This window comes from Gemmatimonadota bacterium (genome assembly GCA_016209965.1).
In the GTDB taxonomy this organism is placed as follows: Bacteria; Gemmatimonadota; Gemmatimonadetes; order Longimicrobiales; family RSA9; genus JACQVE01.
This window is the reverse complement of the sequence record JACQVE010000175.1, coordinates 1-21,126: the sequence shown is the minus strand read 5'-3', so window position 1 is coordinate 21,126 and position 21,126 is coordinate 1. Positions and strand designations below refer to the sequence as shown.

37 protein-coding genes are annotated in these 21,126 nt (G+C 66.8%); all 37 read right to left on the bottom strand.

Translation table 11 applies throughout. From position 1 onward, the window contains the following. A partial coding sequence (locus HY703_07275; protein ID MBI4544976.1) for a UDP-N-acetyl-D-glucosamine dehydrogenase occupies positions 1-556 on the bottom strand: 556 nt, incomplete at its 3' end. Between the two features lie 9 nt (positions 557-565). Further along, positions 566-1,297: a uroporphyrinogen-III synthase gene (locus tag HY703_07270; GenBank protein MBI4544975.1), complete on the bottom strand. Its 732-nt coding sequence runs from the start codon at positions 1,295-1,297 to the stop codon at positions 566-568. Between the two features lie 79 nt (positions 1,298-1,376). Continuing rightward, entirely contained in the window at positions 1,377-2,540 is a 1,164-nt protein-coding gene (locus HY703_07265; GenBank protein ID MBI4544974.1) for a cation:proton antiporter, read from the bottom strand. Positions 2,541-2,821: 281 nt separating this feature from the next. Continuing rightward, positions 2,822-3,031, bottom strand: coding sequence for a 50S ribosomal protein L28 (locus HY703_07260; protein ID MBI4544973.1), 210 nt, complete (start codon positions 3,029-3,031; stop codon positions 2,822-2,824). Between the two features lie 38 nt (positions 3,032-3,069). Further along, positions 3,070-3,552 (bottom strand): hypothetical protein, encoded by a 483-nt coding sequence (locus tag HY703_07255; GenBank protein MBI4544972.1) that lies wholly within the window; start codon positions 3,550-3,552, stop codon positions 3,070-3,072. A 4-nt stretch (positions 3,553-3,556) separates the two neighbouring features. Next, positions 3,557-3,910: a 50S ribosomal protein L17 gene (gene rplQ / locus HY703_07250; protein ID MBI4544971.1), complete on the bottom strand. Its 354-nt coding sequence runs from the start codon at positions 3,908-3,910 to the stop codon at positions 3,557-3,559. After that, the gene (locus HY703_07245) at positions 3,911-4,981 is read right to left on the bottom strand and encodes a DNA-directed RNA polymerase subunit alpha (GenBank protein ID MBI4544970.1); all 1,071 of its coding nucleotides are present in this window, start codon (positions 4,979-4,981) and stop codon (positions 3,911-3,913) included. Positions 4,982-5,098: 117 nt separating this feature from the next. Beyond that, complete coding sequence (gene rpsD, locus HY703_07240; protein ID MBI4544969.1) at positions 5,099-5,734, bottom strand: 30S ribosomal protein S4; 636 nt, start codon at positions 5,732-5,734, stop codon at positions 5,099-5,101. Between the two features lie 212 nt (positions 5,735-5,946). Next, positions 5,947-6,342 carry a 30S ribosomal protein S11 gene (rpsK, locus tag HY703_07235; GenBank protein MBI4544968.1) on the bottom strand — a complete coding sequence of 132 codons (396 nt, stop codon included), beginning with the start codon at positions 6,340-6,342 and terminating at the stop codon, positions 5,947-5,949. Positions 6,343-6,431: 89 nt separating this feature from the next. Then, positions 6,432-6,812, bottom strand: coding sequence for a 30S ribosomal protein S13 (gene rpsM, locus HY703_07230; GenBank protein MBI4544967.1), 381 nt, complete (start codon positions 6,810-6,812; stop codon positions 6,432-6,434). A 4-nt stretch (positions 6,813-6,816) separates the two neighbouring features. Continuing rightward, positions 6,817-6,933 (bottom strand): 50S ribosomal protein L36, encoded by a 117-nt coding sequence (gene rpmJ, locus HY703_07225; GenBank protein ID MBI4544966.1) that lies wholly within the window; start codon positions 6,931-6,933, stop codon positions 6,817-6,819. Positions 6,934-7,041: 108 nt separating this feature from the next. Beyond that, positions 7,042-7,797: a type I methionyl aminopeptidase gene (map, locus tag HY703_07220; protein ID MBI4544965.1), complete on the bottom strand. Its 756-nt coding sequence runs from the start codon at positions 7,795-7,797 to the stop codon at positions 7,042-7,044. Continuing rightward, positions 7,785-8,450 (bottom strand): adenylate kinase, encoded by a 666-nt coding sequence (locus tag HY703_07215; GenBank protein ID MBI4544964.1) that lies wholly within the window; start codon positions 8,448-8,450, stop codon positions 7,785-7,787. The genes map and HY703_07215 overlap by 13 nt, the downstream gene beginning before the upstream one ends. A 101-nt stretch (positions 8,451-8,551) precedes the next feature. Then, positions 8,552-9,871, bottom strand: a complete 1,320-nt coding sequence (secY, locus tag HY703_07210) for a preprotein translocase subunit SecY (protein MBI4544963.1) — start codon at positions 9,869-9,871, stop codon at positions 8,552-8,554. Between the two features lie 3 nt (positions 9,872-9,874). Next, positions 9,875-10,324, bottom strand: coding sequence for a 50S ribosomal protein L15 (rplO, locus tag HY703_07205; protein MBI4544962.1), 450 nt, complete (start codon positions 10,322-10,324; stop codon positions 9,875-9,877). Continuing rightward, a complete protein-coding gene (gene rpmD / locus HY703_07200) occupies positions 10,321-10,545 on the bottom strand; it encodes a 50S ribosomal protein L30 (GenBank protein ID MBI4544961.1) in 225 nt (74 codons plus the stop codon). Before rpmD ends, rplO begins: the two co-directional genes overlap by 4 nt. Further along, positions 10,538-11,107 carry a 30S ribosomal protein S5 gene (gene rpsE, locus HY703_07195; GenBank protein MBI4544960.1) on the bottom strand — a complete coding sequence of 190 codons (570 nt, stop codon included), beginning with the start codon at positions 11,105-11,107 and terminating at the stop codon, positions 10,538-10,540. Before rpsE ends, rpmD begins: the two co-directional genes overlap by 8 nt. Further along, a complete protein-coding gene (locus tag HY703_07190) occupies positions 11,107-11,484 on the bottom strand; it encodes a 50S ribosomal protein L18 (protein MBI4544959.1) in 378 nt (125 codons plus the stop codon). Before HY703_07190 ends, rpsE begins: the two co-directional genes overlap by 1 nt. A gap of 22 nt (positions 11,485-11,506) precedes the next feature. Further along, on the bottom strand, positions 11,507-12,046 hold the full coding sequence (rplF, locus tag HY703_07185) for a 50S ribosomal protein L6 (GenBank protein MBI4544958.1): 540 nt from the start codon (positions 12,044-12,046) through the stop codon (positions 11,507-11,509). A gap of 11 nt (positions 12,047-12,057) precedes the next feature. Continuing rightward, entirely contained in the window at positions 12,058-12,450 is a 393-nt protein-coding gene (gene rpsH / locus HY703_07180) for a 30S ribosomal protein S8 (protein MBI4544957.1), read from the bottom strand. Between the two features lie 21 nt (positions 12,451-12,471). Continuing rightward, a complete protein-coding gene (locus HY703_07175; GenBank protein ID MBI4544956.1) occupies positions 12,472-12,657 on the bottom strand; it encodes a type Z 30S ribosomal protein S14 in 186 nt (61 codons plus the stop codon). A gap of 24 nt (positions 12,658-12,681) precedes the next feature. Continuing rightward, positions 12,682-13,272: a 50S ribosomal protein L5 gene (gene rplE, locus HY703_07170; protein MBI4544955.1), complete on the bottom strand. Its 591-nt coding sequence runs from the start codon at positions 13,270-13,272 to the stop codon at positions 12,682-12,684. Between the two features lie 18 nt (positions 13,273-13,290). Continuing rightward, positions 13,291-13,614, bottom strand: coding sequence for a 50S ribosomal protein L24 (gene rplX, locus HY703_07165; protein MBI4544954.1), 324 nt, complete (start codon positions 13,612-13,614; stop codon positions 13,291-13,293). 71 nt (positions 13,615-13,685) lie between these two features. Then, positions 13,686-14,054, bottom strand: coding sequence for a 50S ribosomal protein L14 (gene rplN, locus HY703_07160; GenBank protein MBI4544953.1), 369 nt, complete (start codon positions 14,052-14,054; stop codon positions 13,686-13,688). Between the two features lie 7 nt (positions 14,055-14,061). After that, positions 14,062-14,325 carry a 30S ribosomal protein S17 gene (gene rpsQ, locus HY703_07155; GenBank protein ID MBI4544952.1) on the bottom strand — a complete coding sequence of 88 codons (264 nt, stop codon included), beginning with the start codon at positions 14,323-14,325 and terminating at the stop codon, positions 14,062-14,064. Next, entirely contained in the window at positions 14,322-14,513 is a 192-nt protein-coding gene (gene rpmC, locus HY703_07150) for a 50S ribosomal protein L29 (protein ID MBI4544951.1), read from the bottom strand. The genes rpsQ and rpmC overlap by 4 nt, the downstream gene beginning before the upstream one ends. Next, positions 14,510-14,941 (bottom strand): 50S ribosomal protein L16, encoded by a 432-nt coding sequence (gene rplP, locus HY703_07145; protein ID MBI4544950.1) that lies wholly within the window; start codon positions 14,939-14,941, stop codon positions 14,510-14,512. Before rplP ends, rpmC begins: the two co-directional genes overlap by 4 nt. A gap of 55 nt (positions 14,942-14,996) precedes the next feature. Then, positions 14,997-15,656 carry a 30S ribosomal protein S3 gene (gene rpsC, locus HY703_07140; protein MBI4544949.1) on the bottom strand — a complete coding sequence of 220 codons (660 nt, stop codon included), beginning with the start codon at positions 15,654-15,656 and terminating at the stop codon, positions 14,997-14,999. Positions 15,657-15,658: 2 nt separating this feature from the next. After that, complete coding sequence (gene rplV / locus HY703_07135) at positions 15,659-16,009, bottom strand: 50S ribosomal protein L22 (GenBank protein MBI4544948.1); 351 nt, start codon at positions 16,007-16,009, stop codon at positions 15,659-15,661. Between the two features lie 6 nt (positions 16,010-16,015). Beyond that, positions 16,016-16,303: a 30S ribosomal protein S19 gene (gene rpsS / locus HY703_07130; GenBank protein ID MBI4544947.1), complete on the bottom strand. Its 288-nt coding sequence runs from the start codon at positions 16,301-16,303 to the stop codon at positions 16,016-16,018. 28 nt (positions 16,304-16,331) lie between these two features. After that, the gene (rplB, locus tag HY703_07125; protein MBI4544946.1) at positions 16,332-17,171 is read right to left on the bottom strand and encodes a 50S ribosomal protein L2; all 840 of its coding nucleotides are present in this window, start codon (positions 17,169-17,171) and stop codon (positions 16,332-16,334) included. 30 nt (positions 17,172-17,201) lie between these two features. Beyond that, positions 17,202-17,492, bottom strand: coding sequence for a 50S ribosomal protein L23 (locus HY703_07120; GenBank protein MBI4544945.1), 291 nt, complete (start codon positions 17,490-17,492; stop codon positions 17,202-17,204). Continuing rightward, positions 17,485-18,114 (bottom strand): 50S ribosomal protein L4, encoded by a 630-nt coding sequence (rplD, locus tag HY703_07115; protein ID MBI4544944.1) that lies wholly within the window; start codon positions 18,112-18,114, stop codon positions 17,485-17,487. The genes HY703_07120 and rplD overlap by 8 nt, the downstream gene beginning before the upstream one ends. 47 nt (positions 18,115-18,161) lie before the next feature. Continuing rightward, complete coding sequence (rplC, locus tag HY703_07110; protein MBI4544943.1) at positions 18,162-18,782, bottom strand: 50S ribosomal protein L3; 621 nt, start codon at positions 18,780-18,782, stop codon at positions 18,162-18,164. A 74-nt stretch (positions 18,783-18,856) separates the two neighbouring features. Next, positions 18,857-19,165: a 30S ribosomal protein S10 gene (gene rpsJ / locus HY703_07105; GenBank protein MBI4544942.1), complete on the bottom strand. Its 309-nt coding sequence runs from the start codon at positions 19,163-19,165 to the stop codon at positions 18,857-18,859. Positions 19,166-19,275: 110 nt separating this feature from the next. After that, positions 19,276-20,415 carry an elongation factor Tu gene (tuf, locus tag HY703_07100; protein ID MBI4544941.1) on the bottom strand — a complete coding sequence of 380 codons (1,140 nt, stop codon included), beginning with the start codon at positions 20,413-20,415 and terminating at the stop codon, positions 19,276-19,278. A gap of 171 nt (positions 20,416-20,586) precedes the next feature. Next, complete coding sequence (locus HY703_07095) at positions 20,587-20,832, bottom strand: hypothetical protein (GenBank protein ID MBI4544940.1); 246 nt, start codon at positions 20,830-20,832, stop codon at positions 20,587-20,589. Between the last annotated feature and the right edge of the window lie 294 nt (positions 20,833-21,126).

The following is a 21,126-nucleotide window of genomic DNA, read 5'->3' as shown; positions in this document are numbered from 1 at the left end:
TCTCCACCCTCCACTCCACGTTCCCGGGATCCACCCGCTCCGGACTGAAACACAGGAAAAAATCCTCCCCTACCTTGAGGCCCCCCGCTTCCAGCTTGGGCAGCATCACCTCCCGCGTCGTCCCCGGATAGGTGGTCGACTCCAGCACCACCAGTTGCCCCCGCCTCAACGTCCGCGCTACCGCCTCCGTAGCCGCCACCACGTAGCTCACGTCCGGATCGCGCGTCTTGGACAAGGGCGTGGGCACGCAAATGGAAATGGCGTCGCATTGCGCCAGGCGGTCCAGGTCGAGCGTCGCCTCGAAGCTGCCCGCCTGGACGAGAGCGGCAAGAGTGGAAGAGTCCACATCCCTGATGTGAGACGCGCCTCGGTTCAGGCCGGCAACAACCTCGCCGTCGACATCGAAGCCCAGCAAACGGTAGCCGGCGCGCGCCATCTGCACGGCGAGGGGCAGGCCCACGTAGCCCAGGCCCATGACCCCGCAGCAGGCGTCGCGGGACTTGAATCGGGAGAGCAGTTCCGCGGCAGAACCCGTCACTACGGCAGATCTCGTCATGGCATTGCTTCAGGCGAAGTAGTCCAGGAGCCGCTGAATGATTCCGGCGGTGGTATGCTCCTCGGCCACGATATCCACGCGGAGCCCGTGTTGGCGCGCGGTCGCGGCCGTAATCGGCCCGATGGCGACGATGATGGCGCGCCCGAGCCGCGTGCCCACGGCTTGCACAAAGCTCTCGACGGTCGACGAAGCCGTGAAGGTAATGACATCAATGGCGTCGAGGTCGAGCTGCTGGCGCAGCCATGCACCGCCCTGCGCATCCGGGACCGTGCGGTAGGCTTCCACCTGGTGCACGCTGGCGCCATGCGCCGCGAGTCCCGCGGGCAGTGCGGCTCGCGCGCTGGCTGCGCGGGGGAGCAGCACGCGAGCGCCGCGCAGGTTGGCTACGGAGGCCATAGCCTCCACGAGGTCCTCCGCGATGAAGCGGGCCGGCACGACAGCGGCGCGAATGCTACGCGCCTCGAGCGCCCGGGCGGTGGCCGGGCCAATGCAAGCGACGCGTACTCCCTCCAGCGCTCGGGCGTCGCGCCCGCTTTGCTCGAGTTCCTGCCAGAAGCGCTCGACGCCGTTCACGGAGGTGAAGACGACCCAGTCGTATCCGCCCACGGAACGCGCTGCCTCGCGCAGCGGCAGGGGGTCCGCCGGCGGCTCGATGCGGATGGCGGGGAACGCGATCACTTCCGCGCCCAACGCCTCGAGTTCGGCGATGAATCCCGCCGCCTGTGCGCGAGGCCGCGTCACAACAATCCGGCGCCCGCGAAGCGGGCGCGACTGGGCGGGTTTCACCGTCCCGTCCACCCGCAGCCCGGACCAGCCAGCATCAGGCCTCCGTGGTAATCTTGGCCACACCCTCGGGGGGCGGGGGCAGTCCTTCCCCGAGCGGCGGAAACAGTATCTTCAGGAGTGGCGGCGCCAGGAATGTGGTGACCATGACCATCAGCGTGAGGGCGCTGAACAGGCCCGCGGAAAGGACGCCAGCGGTGAGCCCCATCTGGGCGAAAATGAGGCCCACCTCTCCCCGCGGCATCATCCCGACTCCGATCACGCTCTTCTTCGCGGTGGACCAGATCGGCGCGTAGCCTGCTGCCACCTTGCCTACGATCGCTACCGCGATCAGCGCCGCGCCAACCGTGAGCACCCCGGGATCCAGGAAGGAGCGGACGTCCACAGCGGCGCCCACCGCGACGAAGAAGATGGGAACAAAGAACTGGCCGAGGGCGACGATGCCACGCCCAACCACCGGCGCCTGGGGCGTGCGCTCGACGACGAGCCCGGCCGCGAAGGCACCCACGATCAGGGCGGACCCCGAGATGTCGGCCAGGTACGCCACCAGAAAGCCGAGGGCCAGCCCCATGGTGGCCAGCGTCTCCTCGCGGCTCAGGCGCGCGAGCAGCCGGAACAGCGGCGGCCCAGCCACCGTGCCGACGGCCAGGACGGCCGCCAGGAAACCGAACGCCAGGGCCGTCGTCATGGCCACTCCGCTGAGCGTCAGATGCGCTCCCGCCACCGCTTTCGCCACCACGGCAAGTATGATCAGGCCGATGACATCGTCGATCACGGCAGCGCCCAGGACGATCTGGCTCTCCGGCTCGTGCAGCCGCCCCAGGTCCGAGAGCACGCGCGCCGTGATGCCCACGGAGGTAGCCGTGAGCGCTGCGCCCGCGACCACCGCGGGGAGCGCCGGGAACCCCAGCCCGACGAGTGCGGCATACCCCAGGCCAAAGGGCAGCACCACGCCCACAATGGCGACGATGCTCGAGGCCGGGCCCACGCGCAGCAGGCGCCGCAGATCGGTTTCCAGTCCGATCTCGAAGAGCAGGATGATGACGCCGAACTGGGCGAGCAGGTGAATCAACGGATCCGCGGGATCGACGACTCCGAGGATGGAGGCCCCGAGGGCTACGCCGGCGAGGAGCTCGCCCAGAACCGCGGGCTGCCCGATCCGCTCCGCCAACTCTCCGGCGATCTTGGCGGCGGCCAGCATCACGGCAAGCAGAAAGAGGTATTCGGCCACGCCCTGGGGCGCCGCCGCGGCCTGGATGGGCGGCACGGCTAGGAGCATCGATCCTCCGTCGCGCGGCGCACGAGGCGCGGGCGGAGATCCGTCGCGCAAAGCGCCCGGCACGGTTGTGCCGGGCGCCTTCCCGCAAACGGCGCCGGGACGCTACAGAGCGCGGCGGCGAGCCTCACCGCTCGCTCGGAAGCTTAGTGGTCGAATCCGCAAATACGGCCGCATTCGTGGCCGTACTTACGAACTCGACCACCTTACGCGGCCACTCCGCTACGAGCCTTGCGCACCTTCCCCGCCGAGAGACAACGGGTGCAGACCTGGACATGCTTCCGCAACCCGCCTGGTTCCTCGATATGTACCCGGCGCAAGTTGGGCTGCCAGCGGCGGCGCGTGCGGTTGTTGGCGTGGCTCACGTTGTGGCCGAATCGCGTGCCCTTGCCGCACACGTAACAAACACGGGCCATGGATTTCCCCTTACACTCCCATTGATTCTGGACTCGACTCAATGCTTGCGAAGCTCAGCGGCCTCGAGGAAAGTGATGGCAAACTGCGCCTCCGCCCTGTGCCCCTCGTTGCGGATTGCACCCTTCTGCTCCCAGTCCGCCAGGACCGAGTCGTTCATCTCGCGGACGACTCCGCTCACGCTCACGACGTCTCCGCCCGCTAGCTGGCCCCCCCGGTCGGCCAGCGCCGCATCCAGCTTGATCAGATACGGCACATCGCCGGGAAGCCGGATCCAGAAGGCCTGGCCGGGCCCCAGTCGACTGGCCACGGCGACCCGCTCGAGCCGGATCGGTTGCCCCGCATAGTGGGCCGCGTCGCTGACCAGCTCGCCCGGCGCCACGGCGACCGCCTCGGTCTCCTCAGCGCCACCGCCGTCCCGGGCTTCGCACCCCGCGCCAGCCAGAAGCATTGCGGCGCCCAGGCGCAGCGCGGCCGGGGCAGGAAGCGCGCCGAACCGCAGTGCTCGTGGGCGTCGTCCCATCGCGTCAGTCCACCAGCTCGATAATGGCCATGTCGGCGGCATCGCCGGGGCGGTGCCCCAGGTGGCGCACTCGAGTGTAGCCACCCGGCCGCTGGGCGTACCGGGGGGCCAGTTCGTCGAACAGCCTGGACAGGGCGGCGCCGTCCGTGATGCGGCGCGCGACCAGTCGCCGGGCATGCAGATCCCCACGCTTGGCCTTGGTGATCAGCGGCTCGGCAAAGCGGCGCAGCTCCTTGGCCTTGGCCAGCGTGGTTTCGATCCGGCCGTGCAGAAAGAGGGCAGAGGCCATGTTGCGCAGCATCAGCCCTCGATGCTCCGCAGTGCGCGAGAAATGCCGGCCCTTCTTGCGATGCCTCATTTACTCCTGCTCCTCCTCCGCCGCCCTGGCCACCCCCGCCTCACCCTCTTCGCCACCCGCCTGCTCCACCACGTACAGATCCCCGGCCTCGCCCTCCTCGAGCTTCATGCCGAAGTGGAGATCGTGCTCCTTGAGAAAATCCCGGATCTCCTCCAGCGACCTGATCCCGAAGTTCTCGATTCTGAGCATCTGCTCCTCCGTCCGCTGTACTAGATCGCCCAAGGTAATGATGTTTTCCTTCTTGAGCGAGTTCACCGAACGGACCGAGAGCTCTGTCAGATCCTCGATGGGGCGGCGGAACATCTCGCGCAGCGGCACGGGCACCGGGACAGCCCCTGGCACGGCCGGCTCCGCCTCTCCTGGCGCGGTGAATTGCAGCATGTACTCCAGGTGCTTGCGCGCCAGCTCGGCAGCATAGGCGACGGCCGACTCCGGCCTGACGCTCCCGTTCGTCTCCACCAGGATGGTCAGCCGATCAAAATCCGTGCGCTCGCCGACGCGCGTCTCCTCCACCGTGAAGTTGGCGCGCAGCACGGGGTTGTAAATGGAATCCACCCGCACCAGGTCCACCGGACTCCCCTTCGGAATCTCATGCTGCTCCGCCGGCAGGAAGCCCCTTCCTTTGTTTACGTACAGCGTGATGTTGATCTCGCGATCCGTTTGCAGCGCGAACAGGTGGTGATCCGGGTTCAGGATGGTGACGGCCCCCGTCTTCTCGATCGCCCGCGCCGTCACCGGTCCCGCCTCCTCGACGCGGAACTCGAGGGTGGCCTCGTCGGTCGCCTCGTCCAGCGTCAAGACCAGCGTCTTGAGGTTCTGGATGATCTGGTGCACGTCCTCGACCACATCGGGCACCGTTTGATGCTCGTGCACGACGCCATCCATGCGGAACGCCCATACGGCCGCACCGCGCAAGGACGAGAGCAGAATCCGCCTCACCGTATTCCCCAACGTCTGGCCGAAGCCGCGCTCGAGAGGCATCATCACGAACTGCGCAGTACGGCCATCCTCGGAGCGCTGCGCGACCTCGATGCGCTGCGGCAGCACCAATCCGGTGAGATCTAGCTCCACGGTCCCCCTCCTCGATTAACTCTCATTCCCGGCGGAGCACGGCAAGGGGCTTGCTATGGCCAAACCGGTCATAGCAGAAGATCCCTCGTCGCTTCGCTCCTGGGGATGACGTTCGCGTCACTTCGAATAGAGCTCGACGATCAACTGTTCCTGAACCGCCAGCGGGATGTCGGCGCGGCCCGGGCGCTCCAGCATCCGTCCCGTGCGCGTCGCCTCATCCAGAGCCAGCCACTTGACGGTGTCCGGGCGGGTCTTGGCCTCGAGCGCGGCCTGCACCGGGACCAGGTCGCGGGAAACTTCCTTAATGCGGATCTCGTCTCCCGGCCGCACCTGGTAGCTGGGGATGTCTACGATACGGGCGTTCACCTCGACGTGCCGGTGCCGCACGAGCTGCCGCGCCTGCTTCCGGCTGAGGGCGAAGGCCAGGCGGTACACGACGTTGTCCAGCCGGCCTTCGAGTGAGACCAGCAGATTCTCCCCTGTGATACCCGGCTGCTTTGCCGCCCGCTCGAACAAGAGCTTGAAGTACTTCTCCGAGACGCCATAGATGCGCTTGACCTTCTGTTTCTCGCGCAACTGATGGGCGTAGCCCGACGCCTTGCGCCGCCGCGCCTGCGTCAGCCCGTGCTGGCCGGGAGCATAGTTGCGCCGCTCGATCGGACACTTCTCTGTGTAGCACTTGGTGCCCTTCAGGAACAGCTTTTGCCCCTCTCGCCGGCAAAGCTTGCAAACGGGACCAGTATACCGACCCATACCTACCGTCTACTCCTCTCGCTGGATTGCACTATCGGGACTTCCTCCCGCCCGACGGTAGTGGCGGTTTACATCCCTTCACCCTACGCCGCCCCCGACACGGGGACGCGGGGAGCCGCCCTCCCAAACTCCACCCCGGCGACCCGGCGACCCCCTCTCCGCGTCGCCCCCTCTCCGTGTCCCCGCGCCCGGGTGGAGCTGGGCCGGGGCGGCTAGACTCTCCGCTTCTTCGGCGGCCGGCACCCGTTGTGCGGGATGGGCGTGACGTCGCGGATCGACCGGATCTGCAGACCCGCGGCGGCCAGCGCCTGAATCGCGGATTCCCGGCCGCTCCCCGGGCCCTGAACCCGGACGTGCACGCGCCTCATCCCCAGGTTCACGGCTTCCCGGGCCACCTGCTCCGCTGCCACGGTGGCGGCAAAGGGAGTGGACTTCTTCGAGCCCTTGAAACCCGATTTTCCGGAGCTCCCCCACACCACCACATTGCCGGCCGCGTCCGTAATCGTGATGAGCGTGTTGTTGAACGTGGCCCGGATGTGCGCCACGCCCTCCGCTTCCACATGCTTACGGGCGCGCTTTGGCCGCGCCCCCTTCTTCGGATTCGCCATTCCCGCTCCGTCTGCGTACGGCTCAGCCCGGCGGAAGCGGTGCCATCAGCAGGCCCATCCTCGCTCCGCTCCTCGGGATGACCTTCGGGTCACTTCTTCGGCGCCCTCTTCTTCCCCGCGATCGGCCGCCGCGAGCCCTTGTGCGTCCGCGCATTGGTGTGCGTGCGCTGCCCCCGAACCGGCAGACCGCGCCGGTGCCGGAGGCCGCGGTAGCACCCGATGTCCATCAGCCGCTTCACGTTCATCGAGACTTCGGTCCGCAACGCCCCTTCAACCTTGTGCTGGTTCTCGATGATCCGCCGCAGTCGATTCACCTCGTCATCCGAGAGCGCGTGCACGCGCCGCTCCGGGTTCACACCCGTCTGGTCCAGAATCTTTTGGGCCGTGGGCAGACCGATCCCGAAGATGTAGGTGAGCGCGACCTCGATCCGCTTGTTGCGGGGCAGATCCACGCCTGCTATCCGCGCCATTCCCCTACCCCTGTCGCTGCTTGTGCCGTGGGTTCTTCTTGCAGATGATCCGGACGACGCCGCGGCGGCGGATCACCTTGCAGTGCTCGCAGATCGGCTTGACGCTGCTTCGTACCTTCATTCGGGCCATCCTCGGTTATTGCACAGCTTGGTAATATACTCAGCCTCTCCCTGAGCATCAAGGCCGCTGGAGGCAAGCGGCTGGAGGCGAGCGAGGCGAGCTGGCGAGTCAGGGGAGGGTGGTCAGGAGGCGGGGGCCATTGGCGAGCACGGCGACCGTGTGCTCGAAGTGGGCGCTGCGGCGGCGGTCGGCGGTGATGACGGTCCAGCGGTCGGGGAGCGTGCGGGTTTGGGCGCACCCTTCGTTGAGCATGGGTTCGATGGCCAGGACCATGCCCTGCTGGAGGCGGATTCCGTGACCGGGGTGGCCGAAGTTGGGCACCTGGGGCTCTTCGTGGGGTTCGCGGCCGATGCCGTGGCCGACCAGGTCGCGTACCACGTTGAATCCGGCCTCTTCGGCCGTTCGTTGCACGGCGTGCCCGACGTCGCCGATTCGGTTACCGGGGACGGCGAGAGCGACAGCGCGCTGCAAGGCGGCGCGGGTGACCTGGAGGAGACGTTGGGCCGTGGGGTCGATGGTGCCAACGGGGAAGCTGACGGCGGCATCGGCGTACCAGCCGCCCAGGGCGACGCCGGCATCAATGCTGACGATGTCTCCTTCCTGGAGCATGCGGCGGCGACTGGGGATGCCGTGTACGACCTCCTCGTTGATGGAGATGCAGATGCTGGCGGGGAATCCATAGAGACCCTTGAACGCGGGTTCAGCGCCGGGGTGGCGGCGGATGAATTCTTCGGCGAATTCATCGAGCTGGGCGGTCGTGACGCGTGGCTTGACCTGGGCGGGGAGCGCGGCGAAGAGGCGAGCCAGTACGGCGCCGGCCTCGGCGATGGCCTCGATTTCAGCCGCGGTCTTCAGGTAGACCACGGTTCGAGCGCCCTGGTGATGGCGTGGTAGACCTGGTCGACGTCGCGGTCGCCGCGCAGGTGACGGACGGGCGTACCGCTGCGCTGGTAGTACTGGATCAGCGGTTCCGTGTCCCGGCGGTACACCTCGAGCCGGCGGCGGACGGTGGGCGCGGCGTCGTCGGGGCGCTCGACGAGCGGGCCGCCACACGAGTCGCAATGCCCTGGCACTCGAGGTGGCTGGAAGTAAACGTTGTGGACCGCGCCGCAACTGGCGCAGGTGCGGCGGCCGCTCAGGCGTCTGATCAGCAGGTCGTCCGGCACATCGACTACGATGACGGCGTCCAGGGTGAGCCCCATCTCTCGGAACAGCGCGTCGAGCGCCTGGGCCTGGGGCAGCGTGCGGGGAAAGCCGTCGAAGAGGAAATCCGCTGGACGCCCCTCGTCCTGAGGAGCGGTGAGCACCTCCCGGAGGAGCTCCAGCATGAGGCTGTCCGGGACGAGCTCCCCGGCATCCATGTACGCCCTGGCCTTCTGGCCGAGTGGGGTCCCGCGCTGCACCGCCTCGCGCAGCAGGTCTCCGGTGACGATGCGGGTCATCGCGCGGCGCTCGGCGAGCAAAGCGCCCTGTGTGCCCTTGCCGGCTCCCGGCGGCCCCATCAGGATGACATTCATACTCCCACGCCAGCTCACTGCGGAGAAGCGAAAGCGGAGGCGAGACAGGCGGCGCCTGCGCCCGGCCGCCGCCCCGCCCCCGCTCCTGCCGCCCTGCCGGATTACATATAGCGCTGCCGCCCGCGGAACCGCACCCGCCCCTTCTTCATGAAGCCCTCATAGTGGCGCAGCAGCAGATGCTGCTGCATCTGCTGCACGGTATCGAGCGCCACACCGACGACAATGAGGAGCGAGGTGCCGCCGAAGAAGAAGAGCCCCTGGATGTTGAATATATCGAATATCCAGAAGGGGAGGAGCGCGATCAAGGCCAGGTAAATGGCGCCTGGCAGCGTGACCCGGCTGAGCACGTAATCGATGTATTCTGCCGTGCGGGCGCCTGGCTTGACCCCCGGTATGAACGCCCCCTGCTTCTTCAGGTTCTCCGCCAGATCCACGGGGTTAAAGATGATGGCGGTATAGAAGTAGGTGAAGAACAGGATGAGGAGCGTGTAGCTGCCGTAGTACCACCAGCTCCCCGGCTGGAAGGTCGTGGCCAGCCCGCGCAGGAACGCGATGTTGCTGAACGCAGCGATGGTGCCCGGCACGATGATGATGGACTGGGCGAAAATGATAGGCATGACGCCCGCCGAGTTGATGCGCAGCGGAATGAAGCTCTTCTGTCCTTCGCGGATCCGGCCACGGCCCATCACCTTGCGCGGGATCTGGACCGGGATCTTGCGCGAGGCCATGGTCATCCCCACGACCCCGGCAATGACGCCCACCATGACGGCGACGAGTACGACCAGCCGGAACGGTCCGATGACGCCGGTGGTGAGCGCCTCCCAGGTCCGGCTGAGCGCGGAAGGGAATCCCTCGATGATGGAGAAGAAGATGAGCAGTGACGCGCCATTGCCGACTCCGCGCTCGGTGATCTGCTCGCCCAACCACATGACGAAGATCGCGCCCGTGGTCAGCACCAGGGAAGTGGAGAGCAGGAAGGGCAATCCCGGATTCAGCACGGCGCCGATGGCCGGGCTCTGCAGAAATACGGCGTAGCCGTAACCCTGCACGAAGGCGAGCGCAACGGTGGCGTAGCGGGTCCACTGGGTGAGCTTCTTGCGCCCCTCTTCTCCTTCCTTCTGCATCTTCTCGATGGTGGGGAACACGGCAGCCAGCAACTGAAACATGATGCTGGCCGAGATGTAGGGCATGATCCCCAGGGCGAGCACAGTCGCGCGGGAGAGAGCGCCGCCGACGAACATGTCGTAGACGCCGAGCAGGGTGCCCTGCAACTGGCCGAAGCGCTCCCGCAGCACTCCCACATCCAGCCCCGGCGCGGCGACATGCGCGCCCAGGCGATAGATGAGCAGCACCAGCAGGGTGAAGAGGATCTTGCTCTTGAGCTCGGGAATCCGAAACAGATTGGGGATGGGATTGGCCATGCCTCAGCCCTCCAGCAACTCCACGGTCCCACCCGCGGCCTCGACTTTGGCGCGGGCGGCGGCGCTGATGGCGTGGGCCTGCACGCGCAGGGCGCGCCCGAGCTTGCCGTCACCCAGGATCTTGACCGGCCGCCCCTTTCCCAGGTCCACCAGTCCGTGCGCCTGGAGCACCTCAGGCGTGATCGTGTCCTTCTCGATCCGCCCCAGGTCTCGCAGGTTTACGATCTCGTATTCCTTGCGGAACGGGTTATGGAAGCCGCGCTTCGGCACCCGGCGTTGCAGAGGCATCTGCCCGCCCTCGAACCAGGGGTGGGTGGTGCCGCCGGTACGGGCTTTGTGGCCCTTATGGCCGCGGCCGCTGGTCTTCCCGATACCGGATCCGGGGCCACGCCCGAGGCGCTTGCGCGGACGGTGCGCGCCGGCCGGGCGGCCCAGATCGCTGAGCTTCTTCATCGGCTTTTGGTCCCCTCGACTTCTTCGATCTGGACGAGGTGGTTCACCTCGAAGAGCATCCCGCGGATGGCAGGGTTGTCCTTCTGCACGACGGTCTGTTGATGGCGGCGCAATCCGAGCGCGCGGAGGGTTGCCCGCTGCCTGGCGGGGCGGCCCAGGGCGCTGCGGATCTGCGTGATGCGGAGCAGGCGGGGCCGCTCTGCAGCCTTCTTCCTAGCCACGGCGGGCCCCCAACTCTTCGAGCGTGATGCCTCGCTCGGCCGCCACCTGGGCGGGCGTGACGAGCTCCTCGAGGGCGTTCATGGTTGCCCGCACCACGTTGATCGGGTTGTTGGATCCCAGGCTCTTGGTCAGCACGTCGGTGATGCCGGCGGCTTCGAGCACCGCGCGCACGGGGCCGCCTGCGATCACACCGGTCCCTGCGCCGGCAGGTTTGAGCAGCACTCGGGCGGCGCCCTGCCCGCCGATCACCTCGTGCGGGATGGTGCCGCCCTGGAGAGGCACATCGATCATAGCGTGGCGCGCCTGTTCGAGTCCTTTGCGGATGGCCTCCGCAACCTCGTTCGCTTTCCCTAGCGCAATGCCCACGTGGCCGTCGCGATCCCCGACCGCCACCAGGGCCGTGAAGGAGAAGCGCCGGCCGCCCTTGACCACCTTGGCGACGCGGTTCACAAAGATCACGTTTTCGACGAGTTCTGTCTCGGAGCGGACGCGCCGTCCACCCCCCGCTCGTGGCTCTCTCGCGACCCGCGGCTTCTCGCTCGCCCTTACCGGTTCAGCCATTAAAACTCGAGTCCTCCCTCCCGTGCGCCCTGGGCGAATGCCGCGACGCGTCCGTGATACAGGTACCCGCCGCGGTCAAAGACCACGCGGCGGATTCCGGCAGCCTGTGCGCGCTGAGCCAGGATCCGACCGGCGGCGCGGCTGAGCTCCGCCTTGCTGACCTCGGGGTTCGCCCTGAGCTCGGCCAGTTCGGCTGCCGCGGTCGAGGCGCCGAGCAGGACCCTGCCGGCAGCGTCATCGGCGAGATGTCCCTGGAGGTGCTTGAGCGAGCGGTGTACAACCAGACGCGGCCGCTCGGCCGTCCCCCCGACCCTGCTCCGGACTCGGCGATGCCGCCGGATACGCTGCAGTTCACGCTGTCTTGTCTTCGACTTCATGCTCGATCTACCCTCGGGGCGCTTACTTGGCTCCCGTCTTGCCCGCCTTGCGCCGGACCTGTTCGCCCTGGTAGCGGATGCCCTTGCCCTTGTACGGCTCGGGTGGCCGGACGGCGCGGATCTCTGCGGCGACCTGCCCGACCTTCTGCTTATCAACGCCCTCGATGACGATGGTGGTCGGGCTGGGAGCCGAGATCACGATGCCTTCCGGCTCGGGGTATTCGACGATGTGCGAATAGCCCACGCTGAGCACCAGGTTCTTGCCGCGCTTCTCGGCGCGGTAGCCCACCCCCACGATCTCGAGCGCCTTGCGGAAGCCGGTCGTGACGCCCTGCACCATGTTGGCCAGGAGCGCGCGGGTCAGGCCGTGCAGGGCGCGGTGCGCCTTGGCATCCGAGGGGCGCTCGACCGTCAGCCGCCCGTCCGCATTCCTGATGCGCATCTCGGGACGGAACGTCCGGCTGAGCTCACCTCTGGGCCCCTTGATGACGACGATGGAGCCGTCCACGCGAACGGTAACTCCGGGCGGGATCGGGACCGGCTTCTTTCCTATGCGGGACATGGTCTACTGCCTCACCAGACCAGTGCCAGGACTTCGCCGCCCACGTTTCGGGCCCTGGCCTCCTTGTCCGACATCACCCCCTGCGAGGTCGAGACAATGGCCATACCCATGCCCGCCCGCACGCGGGGTAGCTCCGGGACGCTGGAATACGCCCGCCGCCCGGGCCGGGACACGCGCGTCATGTCCCGGATCACGGGCCGCTCCTGATAGTACTTAAGGTACAGGCGCAGGACGCCGTGGCGGCCGTCCTCCAGCACCTTGTAGTCGTGAATGAAATGGTTCTCCTTGAGGATCCTGGCGATCTCCGTCTTGAGCTTCGAGACCGGGACATCCACCCGCTTGTGCCCCGCCTGACCGGCGTTGCGGATGCGTGCCAGCATGTCGGCAATGGGGTCCGTCATCATACCGTTCAGCCTCTCCTATGGTCACCAGCTCGCCTTGCGCACCCCCGGGATCTCGCCACTCAGCGCCATCTCGCGGAAGCAGATCCGGCACAGCCCGAATTTCCGCAGGAACGCCCGTGCGCGGCCGCAGCGGGCGCAACGATTGTGCTGGCGGACCGGGAACTTGGGCTTCCTCTGCGACTTCTCGATCATTGCCTTTCTGGCCATGCTCTCCTTACTCCCGCCGCGGCTTCAGTCGGCCGCGCGCTCGGCGCCATTGGACGAGACCAGCACCGGCGTTTCGCCGCGGAACGGCATGCCCAGCTCCCGGAGCAGCGCGTAGGCCTCGTCGTCCTTATCGGTGGAGGTCACGATCACGATGTCCATGCCGTGAATCTTCTGGACCCGGTCGTAGTCGATCTCCGGAAAGATCATTTGCTCCTTGATCCCGAGCGTGTAATTCCCGCGGCCGTCGAACGAGCGTGTAGCAAGTCCGCGGAAGTCGCGCACCCGCGGGATGGCCACGTTGATCAGTCGGTCGAGGAACTCGTACATCCGCGCGCCGCGCAGCGTAACCATGGCGCCTATGGACATGCCCTCGCGGATGGCGAAATTCGATATGGACTTGCGGGCCCGGGTCATCACGGGGCGCTGCCCGGTGATGAGCGAGAGCTCTTCGACGATGGAATCCAGCAGCTTGGCGTTCCGCGGCGCCTCGCCCACCCCCACGTTGACCACGATCTTCTCCAGCCGGGGCACCTGGTAGGGGTTCTTGAGCCCGAGCGTCTCCAGGAGGCGCGGGCGAACCCGTTCCAGGTAGTACCTCTCCAGTCTTGGTTTCATCTTCCTCGACCTGACCTATCAGACCCGCGGCGCGGGAATCGGATTGCCACTCTTCACGGCGATACGCTCCTTGGTGCCGTCCGGCTCGATCCGCTTGCGCACGCGGCTCGGCTCCCCGGTAGAGGGATCGATCAGCATGACGTTGGAGGCATGGAGCGGCGCCTCGAAACTGACGATGCCGCCCTCTGGATTCTCCGCACTAGGGCGCATGTGGCGCTTGCGCAGGTTCACGCCTTCCACCACCAGCCGGTTCTCCTTCGGGATCACGCGCAGTACGCTGCCTTCCATGCCCGCGAAGTTGCCCCGGATGACCTTGACCCGGTCCCCCTTGCGAACGTGCACCTTGCGTCCGTGATCGCGACGCGGCTTCTTGCGGCGGCTGCCGGCGCCGCCCAGAAAACGACGTACCATCTTCAGATCACCTCGGGGGCGAGGGACACGATCTTCATGAAGCGTTTCTCGCGCAACTCGCGGCCCACGGGCCCGAAGATGCGGGTCGCGCGCGGCTCGCCCGCGTCATTGATGATGACGGCAGCATTGTCATCGAAGCGGATGTAGGAGCCGTCCCGGCGCCGCATCTCTTTCGCCGTGCGCACGACCACCGCCTTGGCGACCTCGCCCTTCTTCACGGTGCCATTGGGGAGCGCGTCCTTGATAGCCACCACGATCACGTCGCCGACCTCGGCGTAGCGGCGCTTCGAGCCGCCCAGCACACGAATGCTCTTGGCCTGCTTGGCGCCCGAATTGTCGGCGATCTTGAGGATCGATTCCTGCTGGATCATGGCCGCCTCACCTGGCCCGCTCGACGATCTCGACCACGCGCCAGCGCTTCGTCCTGGAGAGCGGCCGCGTCTCCATGATGCGGACCACATCGCCGGTGCGGGCGGCGTTTTCCTCGTCGTGGGCGTGGTACTTCCTGGTGCGCACGACCTGCTTGCCATAGAGCGCGTGGGAGACCCGGCGTTGGATGGCGACCACCACGGTCTTGTCCATCTTGTCGCTGACTACGGTGCCGACCCGGGTCTTGCGCGTTGCTCTCGGCTTCTGCGTCATGACTGTCCCCGCTCCCGCAGGATGGTCTTCATCCGGGCGAGATCCCGGCGCAGCTTGCGGAGCAGGGCCGGATTCTCGAGCGGCTGCGTCGCGGCGCGGAAGCGCAAGCGGAACAGCTCTTCCCGAGTCTGGGCCATTCGCTCGCGGACCTCGCCGTCTGTCAGCTCCCGGATCTCGGCGGCGTTCACTCCGTTCCTCCCTCGGCGGCGCGCTCGCGGACGAGCACGCGGCATTTCACCGGCAACTTGGCAGCGGCCAATTCGAAGGCACGGCGCGCCACGGCCTCGCTCACGCCCTCCAGCTCGAAGAGCACCCGCCCGGGCTTGACCACGGCCACCCACGCCTCCGGATTCCCCTTCCCCTTGCCCATCCGCGTTTCGGCTGGCTTCTTGGTCACGGGCTTATCCGGGAAGATCCGGATCCACACCTTGCCGCCCCGCTTGATGTGGCGGGTCAGGGCGACGCGGGCTGCCTCGATCTGCCGATTGCTGATCCACGCCGGCTCGGTGCTCTGCAGGCCGTAGTCGCCAAACGCCACGGTATGGCCGCGGGTGGCCATGCCGCGGGTGCGACCCTTCTGCTGCTTGCGGTACTTTACCCTCTTGGGTGCCAGCATCTCGCTTGTCCTTTCGGGCCCCTAGCCCCAGCCCGCGCGCCAGTCCGGAGCGCCATCAGGATCCCGTCGAATAGGTGCGCCCGCGCCGGTTCTCGACGACCTCGCCCTTGAAGATCCAGACCTTCACGCCAATCGTGCCGTAGGTGGTCTTGGCCGTAGAGTGCGCGTAATCGATGTCCGCCCGCAGCGTGTGCAGGGGGACGCGCCCCTCGTGGTACCCCTCCGTGCGCGCGATCTCCGCGCCGCCCAGGCGGCCGCCACACTGGATCTTGATGCCTTCGGCGCCCGCCCGCATGGCCGACTGCACCGCCCGCTTCATGGCTCGGCGGAAGGAGACGCGCTGCTTGAGCTGGTGTGCGACGTTGTCGCCCACGAGCTGGGCATCCAGCTCCGGCCGCTTCACTTCCTCCACGTTGATGGAGACCTCGCTCTTGGTGAGCAGCGCCAGCTCGTCCCGCAGCTTGTCCACCTCCGCGCCCTGCTTCCCGATCACCACGCCTGGCCGGGCCGTGTGCACCGTGACCACAATCTTCTGCGGCTTGCGCTCGATCTCGACCTCGGAAAGGGCCGCGTGCGCCAGCCGCTGGTGCAGGTACTTGCGGATGGTTCCGTCCTCAGCCAGCAACTGGCCGAAGTTGCGGCCCGCGTACCAGCGAGATTTCCAGGGCTTGATGATGCCCAGCCGGAAGCCACGCGGGTGCGTCTTCTGTCCCATACCTACTCCTTACGGTCCACGACAACAACCACGTGGCTGGTGGGCCGGCGGATGGGCGATGCCCGTCCCATGGCCGCGGCGCGCCAGCGCTTGAGGCGCGGCCCCTCGTTCACGTAGGCCTCGCGCACATAGAGCACGTCCACGTCCACCGGCTCGCCGGCGCCCTCCGCCTTCTGCCGGGCGTTGGCCACGGCCGAGCGCAGCGTCTTGTCGAGCACCTCGGCCGCCCGCTTCTTGGAGAAGCGCAGGATGGCGTACGCCTCGCCTACCGCTCTGCCGCGGATCAGGTCGGCTACCAGCCGCATCTTGCGCGGACTCTGGCGCACGTACTTGGATACTGCCCGGGCTTCCATGCTCGTCTACTTCACTCTTGCTCGCTTGTCGGCCAGCTTGCCACCATGCCCCCGGAAGAGGCGGGTGGGCGCAAACTCGCCCAGCTTGTGGCCGACCATGTTCTCTGTGATATAGACCGGGATGAACTTGTTACCGTTGTGCACGGCCAGCGTATGCCCGACGAACTCGGGCGAGATGGTCGAAGCGCGGGCCCACGTCTTCAGCACCCGCTTTTCCCCTCGCGCGTTCATCCGCTCGACCTTTTCGAGCAGCTTGCCGTCGATGTAGGGTCCCTTCTTGATCGATCTGCTCATGCCTGCGTCGCCCTTCCCCTGGCTGGGCCTACAGCGTTGACTTGCCGCGCTTGCGGCCGCGCACGATGTACTTGTTGGATTCCTTCTTGTGCTTGCGCGTCTTCTTCCCCTCCGGTTTGCCCCAGGGCGAGGTGGGCGGCCGGCCGCCCGAGCTCTTGCCCTCGCCACCACCCAGCGGGTGGTCCACGGGGTTCATGGCCACGCCGCGCACGCGCGGGCGCCGGCCCCGCCAACGGTTGGCACCCGCCTTCCCGATGCTCTGGAGCTCGTGGTCCACGTTGCCCAACTGGCCGATGGTGGCCAGGCACTCTTTGCGGACCATGCGCACCTCGCTCGAGGGCAGGCGGAGCGTCACGTAGTCCCCCTCCTTGGCCATCACCTGGGCGCCGGCCCCGGCGGAGCGCACGATCTGCCCGCCCTTCCGGGGCTTGAGCTCAATGTTGTGCACCACTGTGCCCAGCGGCATCTCGCCGATGGGCAGGGCATTGCCAATGCGCACGTCGGAGCCCGGCCCGCTCACCACGGTCTCGCCGGGCACGAGCCCGCGCGGGTGCAGGATGTAGCGCTTCTCGCCGTCCGCGTACTGGAGCAGCGCAATATTGGCCGAGCGGTTCGGATCGTACTCGACCGCGACCACGCGGGCGGGGACTCCCCACTTGTCGCGCCGGAAATCGATGCGGCGGTAGAGTCTCCGGTGGCCGCCGCCCCGCCTGCGCGAGGTGATGTGCCCGTGATGGTTCCGGCCGCCCGTCTTCTTGAGCGGCTCGGTCAACGAGCGTTCGGGCCCTTCCCGCGTGACCTCCTCGAACGCGCTCACGGAGCGGAACCGGGTGCCGGGTGTCACCGGCTTGAACTTCTTAATGGGCATGGGTGCTATGCTCGCAATTCAGGCAACGGCCTAGGTTCCCTCGTAGACGTCGATGCGCTCGCCCGCTGCCAGCCGGACCACCGCTTTCTTGTAGCCCGGGCGGCGGCCCAGGCTGCGGCCGACGCGGCGCCACTTGCCCCGGTAGTTCATGGTCCGGACGTCGATGACGCGGACGCCGAACAGCGATTCCACGGCGCGACGGATCTCGAGCTTGTTGGCCGCCGGCGCCACCACGAAGGTGTAGGCCGCCTGTGCGTCGGCCAGCGCCGTCGAACGCTCCGTCACTACGGGGCGGATCAGGACGTCGCGCGGATCACGCATGTGCCACCTCCCGCGCGCGTTTGAGCGCCGCTTCCTCGATGACCAGGCTGTCCGCCCACAGCACGTCGTAAGCGGACTCCTGCCCGAACGGCCGGACGCGCACGCCCGGTAGGTTGCGGGCGGATAGGTAGACGAGCGGCTTGTGCCCGTCCGTCAGCAGCAGGACGTTGCCGGCGACACCCAGGTTCCCGAGCAGTCCCGTGACGCGCCTGGTGCGGGGGGCGTCGAAGTCGAGCTGCTGAACCACCCAGACCGCTCCGTCTTGCGCCCGTGTGTTGTAGGCGGAGCGACGCGCCAGCCAGCGCACCTGCTTGGGCAGGTCCTGGTGGTAGTTCCGTACCGGCTGCGGCCCGAAGACGGCGCCGCCACCTCGCCAATGTGGCGAGCGGGTCGAGCCCTGGCGGGCGCGGCCGGTTCCCTTCTGCCGCCACGGCTTGCGGTTGCCCCCCGACACCTCGGCCCGGGTCCGGGTGGACGCCGTAGCCTGCCGCTGGTTGGCCAGGTACGCCTTTACCGCCTGCCACATGGCCGGCTCGTGGACGGTTCCATCGAACAGGGCCTTGGGCAGCCGCGTCTCGCCCTGCTTCTCGCCGTCCGCCGTGAAAACCGGTGCCTTAAACATAGATCGCTGAGCCTCTCGCGCCTCTCACCCCTCATCTGCCTTCATCGTCATGCCTTGCGGATCAGCAGCAGGTTGTTGCGTGCGCCCGGCACGGCGCCGCGGACAAAGAGCAGGTGGCGCTCGGCGTCGATCCGCTCGACCCGCAGGTTGCGCTCCGTGTGGCGGGTATTGCCCATCTGGCCGGGGAGCTTCTTCCCCTTGATGACCCGTGAGGGATTGGTTCCCGGACCCAGCGTTCCCGGGTTGCGTGCCTTGGGGTGGCCGTGGGACCCCGGCCGGCCGCGGAATCCGTGGCGCTTCACGACCCCCTGGAAGCCGCGCCCCTTGCTCGCCCCCGTGACCTTCACCCGTTCACCGACATGGAACTGGTCCACCGTGAGCTGCTGTCCGACCTGGAACGATTCCGGGGCGTCAACGCGGAACTCGCGCAGCGCCCTGGGGGTGTGCGCGAGTCCTGCCTTTCCGGCATGCCCACGCTCCGCGCGGCGCACGCGCCGCTCCTTTCTTGCGCCGAAGCCGAGCTGGATCGCAGCGTAGCCATCGGAGTCCGCCGTCTTGACCTGCAGCACGGGGCAGGGGCCGGCCTCGACCACCGTCACGGGCACGAGCGCCCCCCGCTCATCGAAGATCTGGGTCATGCCCAGCTTGCGTCCGATCAGTCCCGCCATGGGCCGTTCCACCTTTGTGGTCGAATTCGCAAGTACCGTCGCATTCGGCCGACCGTACTCACGAACTCGACCACTCAGTCCACCTTGATCTCAACATCGACGCCCGCCGGCAGGTCGAGCTTGGTCAAGGCATCAATCGTCTGCGGCCGCGAGTCCATGATGTCGATCACCCGCTTGTGTGTCTTCAGCTCGAACTGCTCGCGACTCTTCTTGTCAACGTGCGGGGAGCGCAAAACCGTCCAGCGCTGGACTCGGGTGGGAAGCGGGATGGGCCCGCTCACGCGCGCGCCCGTCTTCTCCGCCGTGCGCACGATGTCCGACGCCGTCTGATCGATCACCGCGTGATCGAAGGCCTTGAGCCGGATCCGGATCTTGCCTGCCATGGTGTCGTTACTCCAGGATCTCCGTCACCACTCCCGCGCCCACTGTACGCCCGGCGGGCTTCCGATAAGGCTTGGGCCCGCCGCCTCCGGGCGTCGGGCTTGCGCCCGCCCTACTCCAGGATCTCCGTAACCACTCCCGCGCCCACTGTACGCCCGCCCTCCCGGATGGCAAAGCGCAACTCCTTCTCCATGGCAATCGGGCTGATCAGCTCGATCTCCATCTGCACATTGTCCCCAGGCATCACCATCTCCACACCCTCCGGCAGCCGCACACTCCCCGTCACGTCCGTGGTGCGAAAGTAAAACTGCGGCCGGTACCCCGGGAAAAAGGGCGTGTGGCGGCCCCCCTCCTCCTTGGTCAAGACGTACACCTCCGCCTGGAAGCGCGTGTGGGGCGTGATACTCCCCGGCTTGGCCAGCACCATCCCCCGCTCGATCTCCTCCTTACCCACTCCCCTCAACAAGAGCCCCGCATTGTCCCCCGCTACCCCCGCCTCCAATACCTTGCGGAACATCTCCACCCCCGTCACCACACTCCGCTTCGACTCCCTAAGACCCACTATCTCCACCTCCTCCCCCACCTTCACCTGCCCCCGCTCGATCCGCCCCGTGGCCACCGTCCCACGCCCCGTGATGCTGAACACATCCTCCACCGGCATGAGAAACGGCTTGTCAATCTCCCGCACCGGCTCCGGTATGTAGCTGTCCACCGCCGCCAACAACTCCCCTACCACCCTCCCCGCCTCCGACTCCGGATCCCCACTCTCCAGCGCCTTCAGCGCACTCCCCCGGATCACCGGGATCTCGTCCCCGGGAAAATCATACTCACTCAGCAGCTCCCGCACCTCCAGCTCCACCAGATCCACCAGCTCACTGTCCTCCACCATGTCCACCTTGTTCAAAAATACCACCACGTACGGCACATTCACCTGCCGCGCCAACAAAATGTGCTCCCGCGTCTGGGGCATGGGGCCGTCCGCCGCACTCACCACCAGGATCGCCCCGTCCATCTGCGCCGCACCCGTGATCATGTTCTTCACATAATCCGCGTGCCCCGGACAATCCACGTGCGCATAGTGCCGCCGCTCCGACTCGTACTCCGGCGCGTTCGGATCCTTCGACTCGCACTCCAGCGCCTTCAGCGCGCTCCCTCGCACAATCGGAATCTCATCCCCGGGAAACTGGTACTTCGTCAGAAGCTCCCTCATCTCCAGTTCCACCAGCTCCAGCAGCTCTTCGTCGTCCATCATGTCGGCTTTGTTCAAAAACACGACGATGTTCGGCACCTCAACCTGCCGCGCCAACAGAATGTGCTCCCGCGTCTGCGGCATGGGGCCGTCGGGGGCGCTGACCACCAGGATCGCCCCGTCCATCTGCGCCGCCCCCACGATCATGTTCTTGATGTAGTCGGCGTGCCCCGGTCAGTCGACGTGCGCGTAGTGCCGCTTCGCGGTCTCGTACTCCACGTGGGCGATGGCGATGGTGATGCCCCGCGCCCGCTCCTCGGGGGCGTTGTCGATGGAGTCAAACGAGCGGAACTCGGCCTGCCCCTGCATCGCCAGCACTTTCGTGATGGCCGCGGTCAGGGTGGTCTTTCCGTGGTCGACGTGCCCTATGGTGCCGACATTTACATGCGGCTTGGTCCGCTCAAACTTCCGCTTCGCCATCGCGAATCCTCCTACAAGACAGCTTACTAGTATGTGGAGCCCACAACTGGAATCGAACCGGTGCCCCCGTTCTCACCAAGACACCTATTGTAAACGCTGTGGTGTAGGCGTGGAAGTAGGGGCGAAATATGCATAGTTATCGTGTGGGATTTAGCTCTGTTATTTTAGCAATGCCCGTAGGGAAGGGCAAGGCTCTGTACTCGTTCGCTACATGTGAGACAGAAGAGGCGAAGAGGCCAAGTCTGGGTGGCACTGGCGAAGGTACTCCGCGGGTGTGAGGTTGTCTAGAGCTTG